Source organism: Devosia sp. BK (assembly GCF_032907385.1).
In the GTDB taxonomy this organism is placed as follows: Bacteria; Pseudomonadota; Alphaproteobacteria; order Rhizobiales; family Devosiaceae; genus Devosia.
The window spans coordinates 20,286-38,688 of record NZ_JAIMBX010000001.1; the positions used below are offsets into that span (position 1 = coordinate 20,286).

The following is an 18,403-nucleotide window of genomic DNA, read 5'->3' on the forward strand; positions in this document are numbered from 1 at the left end:
AGATCATGCATAACACAGCCCCTTTTGAAGGTTTGAGCTTCGACCCGGCAAGTCTTCCGGGAGATTTGTGGATCGATGGGACCTGGCTCCCTGCCGAGGGCAACAAGCGGATCGACGTGGTTGACCCTTCGACCGGAGAGGTCATCACCAGCGTCGCCGACGCGAGCATCGCCGATGCAATGCAGGCCGTGGCTGCCGCAGAGAAAGCTGCCGAGGGCTGGAGGACGACGGCGCCGCGCCAGCGCGCCGAAATCCTGCGGCGCTGCTTTGAACTGATGATCGAAAAGCGCGACATGCTGGCAGAGTTGATCAGTCTTGAAAACGGCAAGTCGCTGGCCGATGCCAAGGGCGAGGTTACTTATGCCGCAGAATTCTTCCGCTGGTTTTCCGAAGAAGCCGTGCGCCTCAATGGCGATATCTATACCGCGCCAAGCGGGGCCAACAAGATCGTGGTCGAGCACCAGCCGATGGGCATTGCGGTCCTGGTGACGCCGTGGAATTTCCCAGCTGCCATGGCAACCCGCAAGATTGCGCCGGCGCTAGCGGCCGGATGCACCGTCATTCTCAAGCCGGCAACGGAAACGCCGCTGACGGCCTATGTGCTGGCCGACATTTATCGCGAAGCCGGTGTACCCGCAGGGGTGGTGAACGTGCTGACGACTTCGCAAGCCGGGGCAACCGTCAGTGCGATGCTGCATGATCCTCGCGTGCGCAAGTTGTCTTTCACCGGATCGACCGAAGTCGGACGCAAGCTACTGCGCGAAGCTGCTGACACTGTGATTTCGAGCTCGATGGAGCTTGGCGGCAATGCGCCGTTTATTGTCTTCGACGATGCCGATCTTGATGCAGCGTTGGACGGTGCGATGGTCGCCAAGATGCGTAATGGCGGCGAGGCGTGCACGGCTGCCAATCGCTTTTATGTCCAGAAAGGTATTCTCGACGCTTTCTCCAAGGGCCTGACCGAGCGCATGTCGGCACTCAAAGTGGGGTCCGGTTACGACCCAAAGACTCAGTGTGGTCCTTTGATCAACCAGGCAGCGGTAGACCGCATTGGCGGGCTCGTTGGAGAGGCGGTTACCAAAGGCGCAAAGGTATTGGTTGGAGGCAAGGCTTCAGTTGGAGAGGGATTCTACTTTCCGCCGACTGTGATGACGAGCGTACCGTCGGCGGCACGGATCATGCACGAGGAAATCTTCGGGCCTGTCGTCGCCATTGCCGGCTTCGACACCGAAGACGAGGTTGTTGCTGCCGCCAACGACACCGAATATGGCCTCATCGCCTATGTTTTTACCCGCGATGTCGGCCGCGGCATGCGGGTTGCCGAGCGGCTCGAAAGCGGGATGGTTGGTCTTAATCGAGGGCTGGTGTCAGACCCCGCTGCGCCGTTCGGCGGCGTCAAGCAAAGTGGCTTGGGCCGGGAAGGCGCACACCACGGCATCATGGAGTTCTGTGAAACCAAGTATATCGCCGTGAGCTGGTAACCATCAGCTTTCACGGCACGGAGGAGGACGTGCAGTGAAGATTACTAAAGTCGAGACGTTCCAGGTGACGTTCGATGAAAGCAAGCCGAATAATCGGTCGGCTTTCGTTCGGATCGAAACCGAGGATGGACAATTCGGGATGGGAGAGGCTTCGCCCATGCAAGGCGGACTGGCCTCCCTGGTCATCATCGCCCAAGAAATGGCGCCGTTCCTCGTCGGCAAGGACGTGCTCGATCACGCTGTGCTGCTCGACACGCTTTACCACAAATGTATTAAGCTCGGGCCGGAAGGGGCAACGACCGCCGCGCTGGCCGCGCTCGACATCGCGCTTTGGGATCTTAAGGGAAAACTTTTCGGCCAGCCCGTCTATAAGCTTCTCGGTGGCGCTTGGCGCGAAAGCCTCACCTGCTACGCCTCAGTCGGCGGCAATGCCTGGCGCACGGTCGATCAGGTCGTTGAAGTCGTCGAACGCCGGGTCGCCAAGGAAAAGCCCGCCGCCGTAAAAATCCGCTGGGATGGCGACCGCACCAAACTCGACGTCGATATCCCCGGCGACATCGCCAAGGCCAAGGCCGTGCGCAAAGCGTTGGGCGACGAGTTCGTCCTCGGGTTCGACGCCAATAACGGCTATTCGGTCGGCGGCGCCATCCGCGTCGGCCGGGCGCTCGAAGAGCTCGGTTTCGCGTGGTTCGAAGAGCCGGTGCAGCATTATCATGTGTCGGCCATGGGCGAGGTGGCCCAGCGGCTCGATATCACGGTCTCGGCAGGCGAGCAGACCTATACGCTCCAGGGCCTCAAGGACCTGATCAATGCCGGCGTGCGCATGGTGCAGCCCGACATTGTCAAGATGGGCGGCATTACCGGCATCATGCAATGTGCGGCCATTGCCTATGCCCATGGTGTCGACCTCGTGCCGCACCAGACTCAGCCATCGCTGGGGCACCTCGCCAATCTTCACGTCCTCTCCACCATCATGCACCTGAACAAGCCGGTAGAGCTTGCCGACGGCTGGGAGCGTGCGGGCTCCATCTTCACCAATCCGTCCGAACCTAAGGACGGCTTGTTCCACCTGCCCACCGGCCCAGGCCTGGGAGCGCAGTTCGACGCTGAATTATTGAAGCGGAGAAGCATACCCATTTCCGCATGACGCCACACAAGGGAGGAGAACCTTATGGCCCTGTCGAGACGACAATTCCTGATCAATGCCGGTGCCGCCGGTGCCGCCGCAGGCATCGGCCTGCATATGCCCGCAGCCTTGGCGCAGGAGGATGTGCTGACAATTGCGCTGGCCGCCCGCGCCCCCACGGGGGTAAACCCCCAACAGACCGGCCTCACCGGCGGTGACAATTGGGCGATTTACCAAGTGTTCAACACCTTGGCGCGCAATCCGGACGGCAAGTTCGCTACGCGCCCCGAGGAGTTCGAACCCAGCCTGGCCGAAAGCTGGGAAAGCTCGGAGGACGCCAAGACCTGGACCTATACGCTGCGTCAAGGGGTGCAATTCCACAAAGGCTATGGCGAGATGACGTCGGAAGATGTGCTGTTCACCTTCGGCCGGCATCTCGACCCCGAAATCGTCACCGGAGGCAAGGTCACCTTCAACAATATTGCCTCAGTCGAGGCGCCCGACGCCTATACGGTGGTGTTCACGCTCAAGCGCCCCGATCCGCTGTTCAACGGCTCGGCCATTTCCACGCTCCCTGCCTCGATCCTGAGCAAAAAGGCCTTCGAGGAAAAGGGCGAAAACTTCAACCGCGATCCGATCGGTACCGGATCCTACCAGGTCGAGAGCGTCAATGAGACGACGGGCATCACGCTCGTGGCCTTCCCCGAGCATTTTGGCGAGCAGCCGGCGACACCCAAGCTCATTGTTTCCTTCATCGCCGATACGACCGCCCGCACGTTGGCCTTTGCCTCTGGCCAAGTCGATATGATTGAGGGCGTCCGCTCGCCCGGCTGGATCCCGTCCATGCAGCAGCGCTCGGCCGAGACAGTCTTTGATGCCACGGTGCCGGGCAGCTTTAATCTGCTGCACATCAATCTCACCCGTAAGCCGCTAGACGACATCCGCGTCCGCCAAGCCATCCGCTATGCCATCGATAACGAGGCGCTTGCCGCCGCCTATGGCCCTTTGGCCAAACCGATGGTGGGTATTATTTCTTCCGAATTCCAAGGATCGGTCACCAAGGACGAGCTGCCCCCAGAGCTGCAGTACAATTACGATCTCGAAAAAGCCAAGGCGCTGCTTGCAGAAGCTGGTTTCCCAAACGGCGTCGAAATCCCCTGCTACACCAGTCAGCGGGAAGATTATTCAGCGATCATGCTGATGATCCAGGAGCAGCTACGCGCAGCGGGGATCAGCCTGGCGCTGGACATCATTGACCATACCGCCTTCCATGCCGAGAACCGTGTCGACAAGAACGGCATGCCACTCAACTCCTCGAGCTATGGCCCCGTGCCGCTCAATGTATTCCTGCAGCAGGTATCCTCAGGCGCCGAGGTTAAGTCCGACGGCACCGGTCAAGGCAATTTCAGCCACTATGGCGTGGCCATGCCCGGTATCGACGACCTCCTTAACCAGGCACAGGACGAGCCTGATTTCGAAAAGCGCACGACCCTTGTCAAGGAGATTGAGAAGAAGCTGCTGACCGACCTGCCAATCATGGGGATCATTACTCTAAGCTATGTGATCGCCCGTAATCCGCGCATCGATCTCGGTTTCCCGGTTGAAGGCGGCTACGCCTATTGGCCGCTCAACAAAGCCAAGCGCACGTCATGAAAAACGAGCCGGCGCACCCAAGGGCGCGCCGGCTCTCCCGTTTCAGGTCGATCAACTCACCACGATTACTTCGTGATCGAGGATTTTCTCGATGGTGAAGATCAGATGTTCGCCCTCGCGCTTGGCGGCGACACTCTTGCCCGCAACGCGCAGATCAGCCGACGTGCCCTTGCTGCGTAATCGTACTGTGATGGGTCCGATCGGCACCAGATCATATTGGCGGCCCGGTACGCGAGAGAGAAGGAGGCGATTGTTGAGATGAAGCACCTGACGTTCGCCCTGTTCAAAGAGCTCGGCCGTGATGATGCCATGCGTGCCATCGAGCGTGACCTTGGCCTTGTTGCCGAGTGCCCAGCGCACCGCATTGGCCAACAAGAGCGCATGTTCGAATTGATCGTCGCGCGCAAAGCATCGATCAATATCGGCAGCGAACCAAACGAGCTTGCCGCCTCGGCTCGAATTACGCGCGGTAATAGCCGGACGATTGGAATAAGGCTCGCGCATCCAAGACGTTTCCGGCGGGAAGATTGGAAAGTCGGGGATGTAGGTAGCCAGGATTTCAGTGTCTGCATCGACCCTCACAGACGGGAGGTACCCACCGAAAGGCAAAGTATCAGTCTCGTCGAGGCCACCCAGCACGGGATGGCGAGCTCCACTGCTCGCGGGCGCGGTTTTGTCAGACGGGCCATAAACGCCTGCCCGCCTTTCCGGGGTGAGACGCAGATAGCTATGGCGGGCATGCTTTTCGATGTTGTGATCCGGCGGCCCTTCGCCACCCGTCGCGCCCTCGATGCGATGAACGCCGAAAAGGTTTCCAAGCGCAAAATCGACGCGCAGATCACCATATTGCGTGGCGATCGATGTTTCGCCTGTAGCAATCACGGAGCCACCGGCGGCCACGAAGCTTTCGATCCCCTCAATTTGTTCGTCGCTGAGACCGCCTACATTGGGGAGGATGATCACCGAGAGCCGATCGATGGATTTAGCGATATCGTCTGCGTGCAGCGGTACATACGGAATCCCATGCCTATCCATAGCTTTGACCGCACCACGATAGGGCTCCATGGTCTTCGTGCCTGCAGCGAAGCGGCCGAAATCGCGACCAAAATAGTCTTGGTTCTGCTGCGACCAGACAATTCCAACATCTGGAGTCAGTTTGCGGTTCACGAGGACATCTTGATTGGCCTCATGCCAGGCGAACAGAGGTTCAGCTGTCTGATATTGACGCCGATCCTCGTGCGACGACCCAATATGGTGCCACCAAGGTTGAATGCCGCCGGCAAATCCGGACGTCGCCCAAAGGCGCACTTCGGCAGCCGGCATCGAAGCCAGACGGAAGGTCGGGCCGCCAAGCTGATATTGCGGGGTGGACTCGGGGATCAGCGTGTGCCATCCGGCCAGTTCGTGCAGGCGCTTACCCGCTTCCGTATTCTGCTCGAAACCGTCATGTGGGTTTCGCCGCTGGTGATCGAGCATGACGATGGCCGCTTCGCTCATGATCTGCTGCAGATCGATGAAGCGCGCAGAATTGTAAAGGGTCTCGCCCCCGATCATGCCCGACCAGACGCAATCCTCCCCGCCAGCCTTGCGGGTCACGCGATTGTTCAGCTTCCACAATTCCGTGCGTCGGGTAAAATTCCAGCGCACCCAGTCGCGATAGTTCTCTTTGTCCCAATCATGCGCTTCCGGCAGGTCTTTGCCGGCATAGTCACGGAACTGGTTTTTGCAGTTGTCGCAATAGCAGATGTGCGTGCGTGGCAGTCCGGCCCAGGAATTGTCCGAAAATCCGTCGGGTTGGCTGCGCTCGATAATCTCTTCCATCACCGCCGGCAGGTATTCGGTATAATAGGCCGAGCCGATGCAGGTGATGTATTTTTCAGCTTCCTTATGGGGGCTGCCGTCAGCCTTTCTGCAAATCCAGTCGGGATGCTCTTCGTAAAAGTCCTGCGCAACGCGATTGGAGTCCATGCGCGCTATGACGCGTATGCTATCCTCACGCGCCAGCTTGACGATTTCACCGTAAAGATCGCGGTCTCCGAGTTTTTCGGCCCGGTGGTGCAGCGGAAATTTGGAAGGATAGTAGGCGACGATGCCGCCTGCATTGACGATGATGCCCTCGACTTTGGTCTTGCGCCAGTGCTCGCGCCACCATTGGGCGTCGTAGCGTTCGGGATCGCATTCGACCAGATTGGTCTGTCCCCAACGCAAGGTCGTTCTGTACCACGGTTCGGCGCTCATCGATGTCCTCCACTTAATGCTCGCATTCAGCATGGAGGCCTAGCGCAGACTAACCCGCAGCCAAGCCCCCATTGCCGCTGCTTTCCGCGATGCGGAAGTCGAAATCGATTGTATGGGGGATACTTCCACCATGCGGAAAACGCCGGGCCGCTTGCCTTGACCCGTTTTTTTCGCGGGCGCTACCGTTCCCGGATACGTGGCAACTGCCTGTTCGAGAACCATAATGAGAGGTCAAGGAACAGCAGACGCAACGGCTCGCAACGGGAGGTTGAACATGCAGGTTTCTAGACGACATTTCTTGGCTGGTGCTGCCGCGACCATGGCTGGTTTGAGCCTGGCTTCTGTAATGACCGGCAGGGCATTCGCGCAGGGCAGTGACACGCTACGCGTAGGCTTTGCTGCACGTGGACTGCGAACGATCGATCCGCATCAATCCATCCAGGGCGTCGACAACTGGGCCATCATCGCGCTTTACGACAAACTGGTCGACCTGCCGCGCTGGAAGTTTCCTGACACGCAGGAGGACTTGGTGCCGCGCCTCGCATTGAGCTGGGAGTCTTCGGAAGACGCCAAGACCTGGACCATCCGGCTGCGTGAAGGCGTGCAGTTCCACAAGGGCTATGGTGAAATGACGTCCGAAGACGTTAAGTACACTTTCGATCGCGCAACCGATGCGCCACGTGTCGGCGGCGTCCGCGCCAAATTCACCAACATCGCCAGTGTGGAAATCGACGGACCCTATACTGTCGTCTTCAATCTCGAGCAGCCTGATCCGCTGTTTCTCCTCGGTGCTCTCAGCGACTACGATGCCGGCATCATGAGCAAAAAGGCGATCGAGGAGAAAGGTGACGAGGCCATCGGCACCGATCCGGTCGGAACAGGCGTTTATATGCTTGAATCGGTCGCAACGGACCCGTCTCAGGGCCTGATCCTGGCTGCAAATCCGGACTATTGGGATACCAAGGCCGCTACGCCTAAGCTGCAGCTGATGTACATCGCTGACACCACGGCCCGCACCTTGGCTCTGCTTTCAGGCGACGTCCATATCATCGAGGGCGTCCGGGCACCCGGCTGGGCTGACTCGATGGCACAGCGCGATCCCAACCTGATCTTCGACGTGGTCAGCCCGGGCAGCTTCTTCACTATCCAGTTCAACCTGACCAAGCCCCCCTTCGACGATATTCGGGTACGTCAGGCGATGTTCTACGGCATCGACCGCGACGAGATCACCTCGGCCATCGCGCCGATCTCCAAGCGGACCTACGGGCTCAATCCGCCCTCTTTCCCCGGGGGCTTCACTGCTGAAACCATTCCGGCCGAGATCGCCTATAATTACGACCCGGAAAAAGCCAAGGCGTTGCTAGCCGAAGCTGGTTTCCCGAATGGTTTGACGTTCACCAATGACACGTCCCAGCGTGAGGACTTCTCGGCCATCATGTTGATGATCCAGGACCAGTTGCGCCGGATCAACGTCAATATGGAACTCAACATCAAGGATCACACCGCGTTCCACGCCGACCAGAATGTCGGGACCAATACTCTCAGCCAGCAATCCTCAGCCATGCCCCCGGTGCCAACCCAGGTCATTCTCACCTATCTCGCCGCCGAAGCCGAGGTGAAGGCGGACGGGAGCGGCGGGTCGAACATGAGCCACTACGGCGTGACCATTCCCGGGATCGACGATCTCCTGAACCAAGCCTTGGCAGAACCTGACCTCGAGAAACGCATCGCCATCGTTCAGCAGATCGAAATCAAGGCACTGACCGATGCGGTCATCATGCCCGTCTCCAACAACGGCTTCATGATGGTCCGCTCCAATAAGGTGGATCTCGGGTTCCCCGTTGAATCCGGATACGTCAACTGGCCGCTGTCGCAAGCCACTTTCGTCTGAGTGTTTGAACGAGCCGCGGTCCCGGGGCGGCGCCCCGGGACCTCCAGATTGTAGGACCAAAAGGCACTTAGAAAATGACTGCGGCTAAGCATGTTTCAATCGTAATTCCAGCCGAGCTGAATAAGACCGGCGGGTCCGTGGCCTGGGCGGCCCAGGAACTGGCGCAGGCCCTCCGGCAACGCGACGTGACGGCTGCATTTGGCCTAGATACAACTGGTGGCGTTGTCATCGAGGTTGCCGGCGCTGGCGTTGCAGCCAGTTCGGGGGCAGGGGCGTCATACCCGCAAGAAGCTGAGGCTATGGCCCTGGACCGGTCGGGCGATCACATCCTCGTCTGGGGTTTCGATGCCCGCGGTATTGTCTATGCCTTGACCGAGTTGGCCGACCGGGTAAGGAACGCGCCAGGCGAAAATCTCTTCGAAGGCGTTTTCTCGCTCGTTGAAAAGCCCACGGCGCGCATCCGCTCGATGGCGCGCCTCTTCTGTGCCGAGGAAGAAGACAAGCTCTGGTATTACGACAAGCAGCAATGGCGCGACTACCTGACCATGCTGGCTTCGAACCGGTTCAACCGTTTCTCGCTTACCCTCGGCATGGGCTACAATTATCCCTACCATAATCCCTGGATCAGCGACGTCTACTTCTACTTTCCCTATCCATTCCTGCTGGCGCTTGAGGGTTACAATATCGACGTCAAGGAACTGAGTGCGGAAGAACGCGACCAGAACCTGGAAATGCTTGCTTTCATTGGGCGAGAATGTGCGCGCCGTGGGCTTGAATTCCAGTTGGCACTTTGGACGCAGCGCTACGATTTCGACGATGTGCCTTGCGCCAATTATACCGTGCGCGGTGTCACCGACGACAATCTTGGGCCCTATTGCCGCGACGCCATAACGGCTCTCTTGCGTCATGTGCCCGAGATTACCGGCCTAACCTTCCGCGTGCACGTCGAAGGCGGCATTGCCGAAGGCGAATACGGCTTTTGGGAAGAGGCATTTGCAGGCGTCGCAGCCGCCGGCCGGCCGGTCGAGATCGACATGCACGGCAAGGGGCTTGATCACAAGATGATCGACATTGCCCGGCGATCTGGCATGCCTTTTGCGGCTTCGCCCAAATACCTGGCCGAGCATATGGGCCCGCCCTACCACCAGTCCGCGATCCGCGACAAGGAATACCCGCCCGAACTCGCCAAGAGCGAACGCGAGCAGCTCAGCGAAGGCTCGCGCAAGTTCCTGCGCTACTCCTATGGCGACCTCCTTACACGCGACAAGGACTACAAGGTCATCTACCGCATCTGGCCCGGCACGCAGCGTGTGCTGCTTTGGGGTGATCCAGTCTTTGCCGCAGGCTACGGCAGAAGTTCGATGTTTGCCGGCTCGGATGGGGTCGAATGGTGCGAACCTCAGAGCTTCAAGGGCCGCATGGGCACCGGCATGCCCGGCCAACGCTTCAACTATAAGCGCCAAGGTTATGCCACGCGCCAGGATTGGCGCAAATACGACTATCAATACCGCGTCTGGGGGCGCCTGCTCTATAATCCCGAAGCGCCGCGCCAGAGCTGGATGCGGTGGCTGGAACGGGAATGCGGAACGCTGGCAGAGGTCTGCGAAAAAGGTCTCTCTTGGGCCAGCCGGGTGCTTCCGCTCGTCACCCTCACCCACGGTCCTTCGGCGTCCAACAATCATTATTGGCCTGAAATCTACACCAATCTTGGTCTGATCGAAGGTTCCGGCAAACGCGCCTATGGCTTCGACATGGAAGGCCCGACCCGGTTCGGCAATGCGCCGACCTTTGACTCGGTCTTATTCACCTCGCCACGCGAGTTCGCCGAACTGCTCCTCGCTGGCAAGACAAGTCACCGCTACACCCCTCTCGATGTAGCCGGTTGGCTCGATGAAATGGCAAAGGGCTGCGAAATCGCACTGACCGCCGCGCGGTCCTCGCCCGATTATGCCCGCGCCGAGCCACAGCGCATTCTGGCAGATGTCGAAATCCTGGGTGGCATGGCCCGCCATTTTGCCGAAAAGTTCAAGGCCTCTTGCTGGGCGGAACTGTTCATCGCCACAAAGGCATCGGAACTGATCGAGCCCATGCTGGGCCACGCCCGCAATGCGGTGCTGGCCTGGGAGCGGCTCTCTGCCATATCTCGTGAGCTCTATCACGACGACCTGACATACGGCCCACAATCCTGGCTCCGCGGCTCATGGCACACTCGCCTGCCAGAGATGCAGGCCGAACTGCTCGACCTCGAGGCTCTTCGCGGCCTCGGTGGTACGGAGTCGGTGGCGGGCACCCCGGCGTTAACCAAGGCGATTGCTGCTCTCAAGGGACACCGCCCAACCAGATCGCACCCCCAAAACGCTGTTACCACCGCGGCTTTCACGGGCGGCGACCCGCTGCCGATCCGCATCGACATGAGAGCGGAAGAGCCCCCCGTGCTCCATTACCGACACATCAACCAAGCCGAGCGCTGGCAATCCATGCCGATGGAGGCGGACGGGAGCGGCTATAAGGCAACGATCCCAGCCGAATACACGAAGTCGGACTTTCACCTGCAGTATTTCGTCAGCCTTCGGCAAGATGGGCAATCAACTCTTATTCCCGGCCTTGCAGCAGACTTGGCCAACGAGCCGTACGTCACGGTGATGCAACGATAAACAACGGCCGCCGCGACCCAAGCGGTGGCCCTTACCGATATTCGGTGGGAGGTGAGATTGGCGAGATACTTGTTACTCAGGCTGGCAGACGCGGTCCCCACGGTGTTCCTGGTGCTGCTGCTGGTCTTCATCGCCATGAGGATATTGCCGGGCGATCCAGCGATTGCTGCGCTGGGCGACATGGCCACGCCCGAACAGTTGGCCCTCTTTCGGGAGCGAATGGGCCTCAACGACCCACTCTGGCTACAATTCATCAACTTCGTCGTCGGCGTGTTCACCCTCGACCTCGGAAATTCGATGATGAGCAACCAAAACGTCGTCGGCCTCATCCTCTACAATCTGCCTTACACGATCGAGCTGACTGTGGTGGCCATGCTGATGGGGGTCATCGCCGGGGTACCGCTTGGCGTGCTCGCCGCCACCAATCGCAACAAGCTGCCTGATAGCGGCGTCCGTGTCTTCTCGTTGATCGGCTACGCCATCCCCGACTTTTACCTAGGAGCTCTGCTCCTTATCACTTTCGCCCTCAACCTCGGCTGGTTCCCCATCAATGGCGGTGGCACCGACTTCGCTAGCCGCATGTACCACGTCTTCCTGCCGGCACTGACGTTGGCCTTCGTCAAAGCAGCCTTTATCGGGCGGCTGACTCGCACCTCGCTTCTCGAAGTGCTTAGCCGCGACTATGTACGGACCGCACGCGCCAAGGGTGCCAAAGAAAGCCGCGTGATTTACCGGCACGGCCTACGAAACGCGCTCCTGCCGCTGACCACCGGCCTTGGCCTCAGCACCTTAGCGACGCTCTCGGGTTCGGTGGCTATCGAAATGGTCTTCAATCGGCCAGGTATCGGCAAGCTGCTGATCAGCGCCATTGCCGAGCGCGACTATGCTGTCATCCAGGGCGGGGTGGTCGTCTTCGCTATGTTCGTCGTGGTGATCAACCTCTTGATGGACCTTCTCTACATCGTCGTAGATCCTCGCATTAGGATGAAGTGATGACCGTAATCTCTGAACCGTCACCCCATCAGCTGGCTCCCGAGCCTAGTATTTTTCGGAGCATCCGCGACGTCATCATAGGCCGCCCCGGCACCATCTTCGCCATCATCATCATCTTGGCGCTTGTCTTCGTCGCAGTCTTCGCGCCGCTGCTGGCGCCATATGATCCGCTGACCCAATCCATGCTCAAGATCAACCGCACGCCAAGCTGGGAGAACTGGCTTGGCACCGACCAATTCGGCCGCGACGTGCTTTCCCGCATGATCTACGGCTCCCGCAACTCGTTGATCTTTGGTCTCATCTCGCCATTCTGTGCTGCCATTATCGGTGGGACGCTCGGCGTGGTCGCCGGCTATTTCGGCGGCGTCGTCGATCGTGTGATATCGCGCGTGGTTGATCTCCTGTTAGCTTTCCCGGAACTTCTTCTGGCCATCATGATCGCGGCCGTTCTCGGCGGCGGCTTCTGGAACGTCATTATCGTCATCACCATCGCATTCGTGCCCGGCTTTGCCCGCGTTGCGCGCGCACAGACCCTTTCGGTCAAGCACGAGCCTTATGTGGAGGCAGCAATCTCGATGGGCGTGCGGACGCCAGTGATCATCTTCCGGCACATCATTCCCAACATCATGGCGCCAATCGTTGTGCTCATGATGCTCTGGGTCGCCTCCGCGATCCGCCTTGAGGCCTCACTGAGCTTCCTCGGCATCGGCACGCAGGCTCCGAACCCGAGCTGGGGTAACATCATCAAAGACGGCCTCAACAATATCTTCGGTTCGCCGTGGCCGATCATCGGTGCTGGCGCTGCCATCACCCTTGTCGTGCTGGCGTTCAACCTTGTGGGCGACGCCGTGCGCGATGCTCTCGATCCGTCCACCTCGCAATAGTCAAAGCCCAGGAGTCCAAAGATGAGCGACCTCGGCTTGGAAAAAGCCTCAATGCCAAACTCTGCCAAGGCCGAGCCAGTCCTGGCAGTGACCGACCTTAAAACCTCTTTCCAGACAAAGAACGGGTGGATTGAGATCGTCAAAGGCATCTCTTTTGAAATCGGCGCGCGAGAGACTCTATGCGTCGTAGGTGAATCCGGTTCGGGAAAGAGCGTGACCGCTCTTTCGATCATGCGCCTGCTCGACCCCACATCAAGCCGTCTGCAAGGCTCGGTAAAGCTGAGCGGTCGAGAACTTCTAAGTCTACCCGAACCGCAAATGCGCGAAGTTCGTGGCCGCCAGATCGGCATGATTTTTCAAGAAGCACTGACGAGCCTTAATCCATTGGCGACCGTCGGCAATCAGATCGCCGAAACTCTTGTCATTCATGGTCAGATGGAGGGCGCTGCGGCGCAGGCCGAAGCGGTGCGCATGCTCGAAAAGGTGCGCATCCCGGCTGCCAAGGCGCGGGCCAAGGAATTGCCGCACAATCTTTCTGGCGGCATGCGCCAGCGCGTTATGATCGCCATGGCCTTGGCCTGCAAGCCGCAATTGCTGATCGCAGACGAGCCAACTACAGCGCTCGACGTGACCATTCAGGCTCAAATCCTGCAGCTGATCAAGCAGCTCCAACAGGAAGAGGGCATGGGCGTCCTCTTCATCACCCACGACATGGGCGTTGTGGCCGAGATCGCCGACCGTACCGTAGTGATGCTCGGTGGGCAGGTGCTAGAGCAGGGCCAGACGGACCAGATCTTTAATGCGGCCCAGAGCAGCTATACCAAAGCCTTGATCGCCGCGGTGCCGCGCCTCGGTTCCATGAAGGGCAATGGTCAGCCTGAGCATTTTCCCGTTGTCGACCGCAGGACCGGTATTCTGCGCGTTTCTGAACCGCGTCCCGACACCGTCGATCACGCCAGCCCGCCAGTTCTTTCGGTCAAAAACCTCGTAAAGCGCTTTGACTTGGGCACCAGCTTTTTTGGCAAGGTTCACGGCCGCGTGCATGCGGTGGAGAATGTCTCGTTCGATTTGAGGGCGGGTGAAACGCTGTCTCTTGTCGGCGAATCTGGCTGCGGAAAGTCCACCACTGGACGTGCGATCATGCGGCTGACCGAACCGCAGAGCGGAGAGATCAGCATCGATGGTAAGGACATCATGTCTATGGATCGCGACCGGATGCGTGACATGCGGCGCAATATCCAGATGATTTTCCAGGATCCCTTCGCCAGTCTCAATCCGCGCATTCGCGTTGGCGAGGCGATCGCCGAACCTTATCTGACCCACAAGCTGGGAACGCGAGAGCAGGCACGGGTCAAGGTCGCCGCGCTCCTCGAACAGGTCGGTCTCGATCCTGAGGTGGCCAATCGCTATCCTTCCCAGTTCTCCGGCGGTCAGCGCCAACGCATCTGCGTTGCCCGTGCTCTGTCACTCGAACCAAAGATCATCGTGGCAGACGAATCCGTCTCTGGGCTCGATGTGTCCATCAAGGCTCAAGTGGTCAATCTTCTGCTCGACCTGCAGCAGAAGTTCGGCCTATCCTACCTCTTCATCTCCCACGACATGGCGGTGGTCGAGCGCATGAGCCATAAGGTGGCAGTGATGTATCTGGGCGAGATCGTCGAGATGGGCCCAGCTACTGCGTTGTTCAAAAACCCACAGCATCCTTACACGAAGCGACTTATCGCTGCCGTGCCGATCCCGGATCCTTCACGACGCAATCAACTGCGTCAGGTGGTGTCTGATGAGATCAAGAGCCCGATCCGTCCAGCCGATTTCGTCCCGCCGGAGCGAACCTACACCACTATCTCGCCGGGTCATGTGGTGCAGGACTGGGACCAAGACTGGAAAGTCTAAGTCAGATTATTTACGATCGCATCGTCCGCCGCTCAATATCAGGGGGGCGATGCCCCCGTCAGCCAATGCTGACCACAGCTTCGCGAGCCGATGCGGACGACAAAAGTCCGTTCCGATCGGTGCTGGCCCGCTTCATTATATCGAATCCCAGATCGACAATTGGCGCCCCAATCGCCCCGCCTTCAAGCTGATGGCGCACAGCCTGCATAGCCTCATAGCCGCATTTCCAGCGGTGAATGCGCACGCTGCTGAGGCTTGGATGCGCCGCTTCCATATAGTCGAAGTCGTTGAAGCCGGCGACGCCGACCTGTGCAGGTACACGCACGTCGCGCGAACTCAGGGCAAAAAGCGCACCCAAGGACAGAACGTCATTGTTACAGAAGACGGCATCGACATCGGGACGCCGGTCCAGCATCTCTAGCATCAATTCACGTCCCATGGTGGCCGAAGAAAAAGGGCGGCTCACTGGCGCGATCTCGCCATTGATCGCGGGATCCTCGTTGCCTCTTTCGCCGATAAGATCAGGATCGAATAGATTGGCTTCCTCAAGGGCATCGCGGTAGCCCTGCATGCGTTGCTTGGATCGTGCGTTCATCCAGCCGGCTAAAAAGCCGACCCGCCGATATCCAGACGCGATCAGGTGTCGGGTCATTTCAAGCCCGGCCCGATAATGAGAAAAGCCAATGATCTTGCTGATGGGGTCGTCCGTCAGGTCCATGATTTGGATGACGGGGCAACCGGCATTTTCAAGCATCTTTCGGGTTTTTGCTGTCTGCTCAGTACCCGACACGATGATGGCCGCTGGTCCGTGCCGCAGGGCCGCAAAGACCTGCTGCTCCTCGATCTGACTATTGTACCGCGTATTGGCCAGCTCAATCCGTAGCCCGCTGTCCTCGACCCCGTCGTAAATACCGCGTAGCACATCCGAGAAGATGTTTTGGGTGAGTGAAGGAACCAAGACATTCACGACATCGGTGCGGTGGGAGGCGAGCGCTCTGGCATTCAGGTCCGGCACATAATTGAGGGCCGCAATAGCGTCGGCAATTACGGCGCGCCGTCCTTCCGAGACCCGATCTGGACTACGCAGATAGCGCGAGACGGTGATCGCGCCGACCCCGGCTTTTTGAGCGACATCGGCAATGGTGGGGCGGCCCCTTGAAGTGCGAACCATGGCGTTTTTCTCACCACTCTATTCAGATTTCTGACGCTTGTATCAACGCTAGCATATCCAAGAAACCACGGTTGACCAAGCACTATGGTAGCGCTACCATCGTTACGTCATGTGGCGCCTGTCTGGGGTTGAGGAGCTCCCAACAGGCGGTGATCAGCGATCCTTGGAGGAGGGGCATCGTGAGCAAAGACCTAGACGGCCGTGTTCAATCTGTAGACCGAGCCATGTTCATCATGGAGACGTTGAGTGAAGCGAAGGGTGGATTAAGGCTGACCGATCTCGCCCGTCAGACCAAGCTCTCCCTGACGACTGTGCACCGCCTACTGACCACGCTCGAACAGCGCCAGTTCGTGCAATTCCTACCGAGCGACAATCTCTGGCATATTGGTCGCCACACCTTTGCCATCGGCAACGCCTTTGTGCGGGATCGCAATTTCGTCGCCCCGGCCCAGCCCTATCTTCGTCGTTTGCGCGATCAGACGCGCGAAACCGCAAATCTCGGTGTTGTCGACAATGGCGATATCGTCCTTATCGATCAGCTCAAGAGCCGTGAGATCACCCGTTCGATTTCGCGCATTGGTGGGCGTACGCCGATGACGGCCTCTGGCATGGGGAAATCTGTGCTTGCAACCTATTCCGGTGGCGAGGTTTCCAGTTTCCTCACGCGCTACGGCATGCGTCGCGTGACCGGCAAGACACTCATCTGCCGGGATGCGCTCAAGGTTCAGCTCGATAGCATCCGTATCAATGGCTATGCCATCGATGACGAAGAATATCGGCCCGGCCTGCGATGCGTCGCCGCTCCGGTTTATGACCGTCACTCCGACGTTGTCTGTGCACTATCCATCTCTGGATTACCCAGTCGGTTACCGGAAGATCGTCTGCCCGTGCTCGGGCAATTGGTCGCCAGTGCGGCGGCTGAGATGACCCGATCTATCGGCGGCCTCGCTGCAGGCTCAGCCAGCTAGGACATCCGGTATCGTGACGACCAGCGACTCCCGGGATGAGGGCCAGCGCAACCTGGCAGCAGGGATCTTTTCTCTCCTGACAACGCTGATCTTCGTTCTGGTCTTCACGTCCGGCCGGCTCGTCTCCGAGCCGGTCTCGCCCATCCAGGTGATGTTCCTGCGCTTTGCTGGCGGGTTCATCACTATCACATTCATTGCCATAGCGCGGGGCGAAAGCTGGCGCTCGCTGCAGAGCCGCCATCGGCCCAAGCAGGTGTTCCGGGTGCTGGCAGGCGGGTTTGGCGGTGCTGCATTGATCTTTGGCAATATGCATATGCCGATCGTCGATGCCAACGCGATTGGTCTGCTCAATGTTGTCTTCGCAGTCAGTTTTGGCGCCCTCTTTCTCGGCGACCGGTTAAGCTATCGCCAGATCGCCGGCGGTGCCATCTGCCTCCTCGGCGCTTCTGCGGTCATGGCGTCACGCGGCGCATTCAGCGGCTTCAACACGGACTATCTCTTCCCCGCGTCAGTCGTGGTGGTCGGCGCCGTATTGATGGGCGTTGAAAGTATCTTCATCAAGGTTCTGACCAGCACCGACCGTCCCATGGTCACCTTGGCTCATGCCAATACTCTTGGCATGCTTTTGCTGGCCATCCCGGCTTTGATGACCTGGCAATCCTGGGGTTTCGTCAATCTGACACTGCTTCTGCTCGGCCCAATGGCCATCCTCGGACAATATCTCAACATCCGCGCTTATTCGTTGGCCACAGTTAGCGTGCTGGCGCCGCTAAGCTATGCCTCTCTGCTTTTTGCGGCGGTGATCGGCTGGGCATTCTTCAACGAAATTCCGACTTGTGGCGTGGTCCTGGGCGCCGCCTTGATCGCGCTCGGCGGTGCCGTCATCATTCTTTCCCGGCGCTAGCAGAGCTTTCCACATTGCGGAAAAGCCGCGATCGGGAAGACGCGAGGGGAGGTCGATGCGCTAGCCAAGACGGGCTTCTATCGCAAAGGACGCCCTATGCTCACCACCAGCCGCCTCGACATCGAAGACGCCCGCAAGATCATCGCCGCAGCCACCCTCAAGGCTGGAGAGATCGGTGTGCCCATGTGCATCGCTATTGCAGACGATAGCGGCAACCTCATCGCTTTTGAGCGCATGGACGGCGGCAAGATCACCAGCATCACCATCGCTATAGACAAGGCCTATACGGCAGCTGCCGCTAAAAAGGCGACGCACGAATATGGCGCCGCAAGCCAGCCCGGCGCTCCGGCCTATGGCATAAATTCCGCAATTGGCGGGCGCCTGATGGTGGTAGGCGGCGGTCTGCCGATAACGGCAAACGGGGTCGTGGTCGGCAGTATCGGCGTCAGCTCCGGGAGGCCAGCCCAGGACCTTGAAGTGGGCCAGGCCGGCGTCGACGTCTTTTGCAACTGACGAAACAAGCCTGCCCAGAGCGTTGATCGCTCAG

The 18,403-nt window shown here is 59.1% G+C and carries 13 protein-coding genes; 11 read left to right on the top strand and 2 right to left on the bottom strand.

Translation table 11 applies throughout. The features are described 5' to 3' along the window. The first annotated feature begins 5 nt into the window (after window positions 1-5). The 3 genes from DevBK_RS00105 to DevBK_RS00115 are packed head-to-tail and all read left to right on the top strand — an operon-like array spanning window position 6 to window position 4,260. Window positions 6-1,481 (top strand): NAD-dependent succinate-semialdehyde dehydrogenase, encoded by a 1,476-nt coding sequence (locus DevBK_RS00105; protein WP_317183998.1) that lies wholly within the window; start codon window positions 6-8, stop codon window positions 1,479-1,481. Between the two features lie 34 nt (window positions 1,482-1,515). Further along, complete coding sequence (locus DevBK_RS00110; protein ID WP_317183999.1) at window positions 1,516-2,628, top strand: mandelate racemase/muconate lactonizing enzyme family protein; 1,113 nt, start codon at window positions 1,516-1,518, stop codon at window positions 2,626-2,628. Window positions 2,629-2,652: 24 nt separating this feature from the next. After that, window positions 2,653-4,260, top strand: coding sequence for an ABC transporter substrate-binding protein (locus DevBK_RS00115; RefSeq protein WP_317184000.1), 1,608 nt, complete (start codon window positions 2,653-2,655; stop codon window positions 4,258-4,260). A gap of 51 nt (window positions 4,261-4,311) precedes the next feature. Here DevBK_RS00115 and DevBK_RS00120 read toward each other — a convergent pair whose 3' ends face one another. Then, on the bottom strand, window positions 4,312-6,498 hold the full coding sequence (locus DevBK_RS00120) for an alpha-amylase family protein (RefSeq protein WP_317184001.1): 2,187 nt from the start codon (window positions 6,496-6,498) through the stop codon (window positions 4,312-4,314). Between the two features lie 274 nt (window positions 6,499-6,772). Here DevBK_RS00120 and DevBK_RS00125 point away from each other — a divergent pair, with 274 nt between their 5' ends. From DevBK_RS00125 to DevBK_RS00145, 5 genes are all read left to right on the top strand, one after another. Next, window positions 6,773-8,389, top strand: coding sequence for an ABC transporter substrate-binding protein (locus DevBK_RS00125; protein WP_317184002.1), 1,617 nt, complete (start codon window positions 6,773-6,775; stop codon window positions 8,387-8,389). A 74-nt stretch (window positions 8,390-8,463) separates the two neighbouring features. Continuing rightward, window positions 8,464-11,043 carry a hypothetical protein gene (locus DevBK_RS00130; RefSeq protein WP_317184003.1) on the top strand — a complete coding sequence of 860 codons (2,580 nt, stop codon included), beginning with the start codon at window positions 8,464-8,466 and terminating at the stop codon, window positions 11,041-11,043. A 57-nt stretch (window positions 11,044-11,100) separates the two neighbouring features. Further along, entirely contained in the window at window positions 11,101-12,036 is a 936-nt protein-coding gene (locus tag DevBK_RS00135; RefSeq protein WP_317184004.1) for an ABC transporter permease, read from the top strand. Next, window positions 12,036-12,920, top strand: a complete 885-nt coding sequence (locus DevBK_RS00140) for an ABC transporter permease (RefSeq protein ID WP_317184005.1) — start codon at window positions 12,036-12,038, stop codon at window positions 12,918-12,920. The genes DevBK_RS00135 and DevBK_RS00140 overlap by 1 nt, the downstream gene beginning before the upstream one ends. 21 nt (window positions 12,921-12,941) lie before the next feature. Beyond that, window positions 12,942-14,813 carry an ABC transporter ATP-binding protein gene (locus tag DevBK_RS00145; protein WP_410494014.1) on the top strand — a complete coding sequence of 624 codons (1,872 nt, stop codon included), beginning with the start codon at window positions 12,942-12,944 and terminating at the stop codon, window positions 14,811-14,813. Between the two features lie 58 nt (window positions 14,814-14,871). On the opposite strand, the gene DevBK_RS00150 is transcribed toward DevBK_RS00145, so the two are convergent. Beyond that, complete coding sequence (locus DevBK_RS00150) at window positions 14,872-15,984, bottom strand: LacI family DNA-binding transcriptional regulator (RefSeq protein WP_317184006.1); 1,113 nt, start codon at window positions 15,982-15,984, stop codon at window positions 14,872-14,874. 179 nt (window positions 15,985-16,163) lie between these two features. Between DevBK_RS00150 and DevBK_RS00155 the strand changes: the two genes are divergently transcribed. From DevBK_RS00155 to DevBK_RS00165, 3 genes are all read left to right on the top strand, one after another. Then, window positions 16,164-16,952, top strand: a complete 789-nt coding sequence (locus DevBK_RS00155; RefSeq protein ID WP_317184007.1) for an IclR family transcriptional regulator — start codon at window positions 16,164-16,166, stop codon at window positions 16,950-16,952. A 13-nt stretch (window positions 16,953-16,965) separates the two neighbouring features. Continuing rightward, entirely contained in the window at window positions 16,966-17,856 is an 891-nt protein-coding gene (locus tag DevBK_RS00160) for a DMT family transporter (RefSeq protein WP_317184008.1), read from the top strand. Window positions 17,857-17,952: 96 nt separating this feature from the next. Continuing rightward, entirely contained in the window at window positions 17,953-18,369 is a 417-nt protein-coding gene (locus DevBK_RS00165) for a heme-binding protein (protein ID WP_317184009.1), read from the top strand. Window positions 18,370-18,403 lie beyond the last annotated feature (34 nt).

What these genes read in the sequence shown, in the direction of transcription:
- DevBK_RS00140 (WP_317184005.1), top strand. Translation starts at nt 12,036, where the DNA reads ATGACCGTAATCTCTGAACCGTCACCCCATCAGCTGGCTCCCGAGCCT.
- DevBK_RS00125 (WP_317184002.1), top strand. Translation starts at nt 6,773, where the DNA reads ATGCAGGTTTCTAGACGACATTTCTTGGCTGGTGCTGCCGCGACCATG.
- DevBK_RS00165 (WP_317184009.1), top strand. Translation starts at nt 17,953, where the DNA reads ATGCTCACCACCAGCCGCCTCGACATCGAAGACGCCCGCAAGATCATC.
- DevBK_RS00120 (WP_317184001.1), bottom strand. Translation starts at nt 6,498, where the DNA reads ATGAGCGCCGAACCGTGGTACAGAACGACCTTGCGTTGGGGACAGACC.
- DevBK_RS00130 (WP_317184003.1), top strand. Translation starts at nt 8,464, where the DNA reads ATGACTGCGGCTAAGCATGTTTCAATCGTAATTCCAGCCGAGCTGAAT.
- DevBK_RS00150 (WP_317184006.1), bottom strand. Translation starts at nt 15,984, where the DNA reads ATGGTTCGCACTTCAAGGGGCCGCCCCACCATTGCCGATGTCGCTCAA.
- DevBK_RS00105 (WP_317183998.1), top strand. Translation starts at nt 6, where the DNA reads ATGCATAACACAGCCCCTTTTGAAGGTTTGAGCTTCGACCCGGCAAGT.
- DevBK_RS00145 (WP_410494014.1), top strand. Translation starts at nt 12,942, where the DNA reads ATGAGCGACCTCGGCTTGGAAAAAGCCTCAATGCCAAACTCTGCCAAG.
- DevBK_RS00115 (WP_317184000.1), top strand. Translation starts at nt 2,653, where the DNA reads ATGGCCCTGTCGAGACGACAATTCCTGATCAATGCCGGTGCCGCCGGT.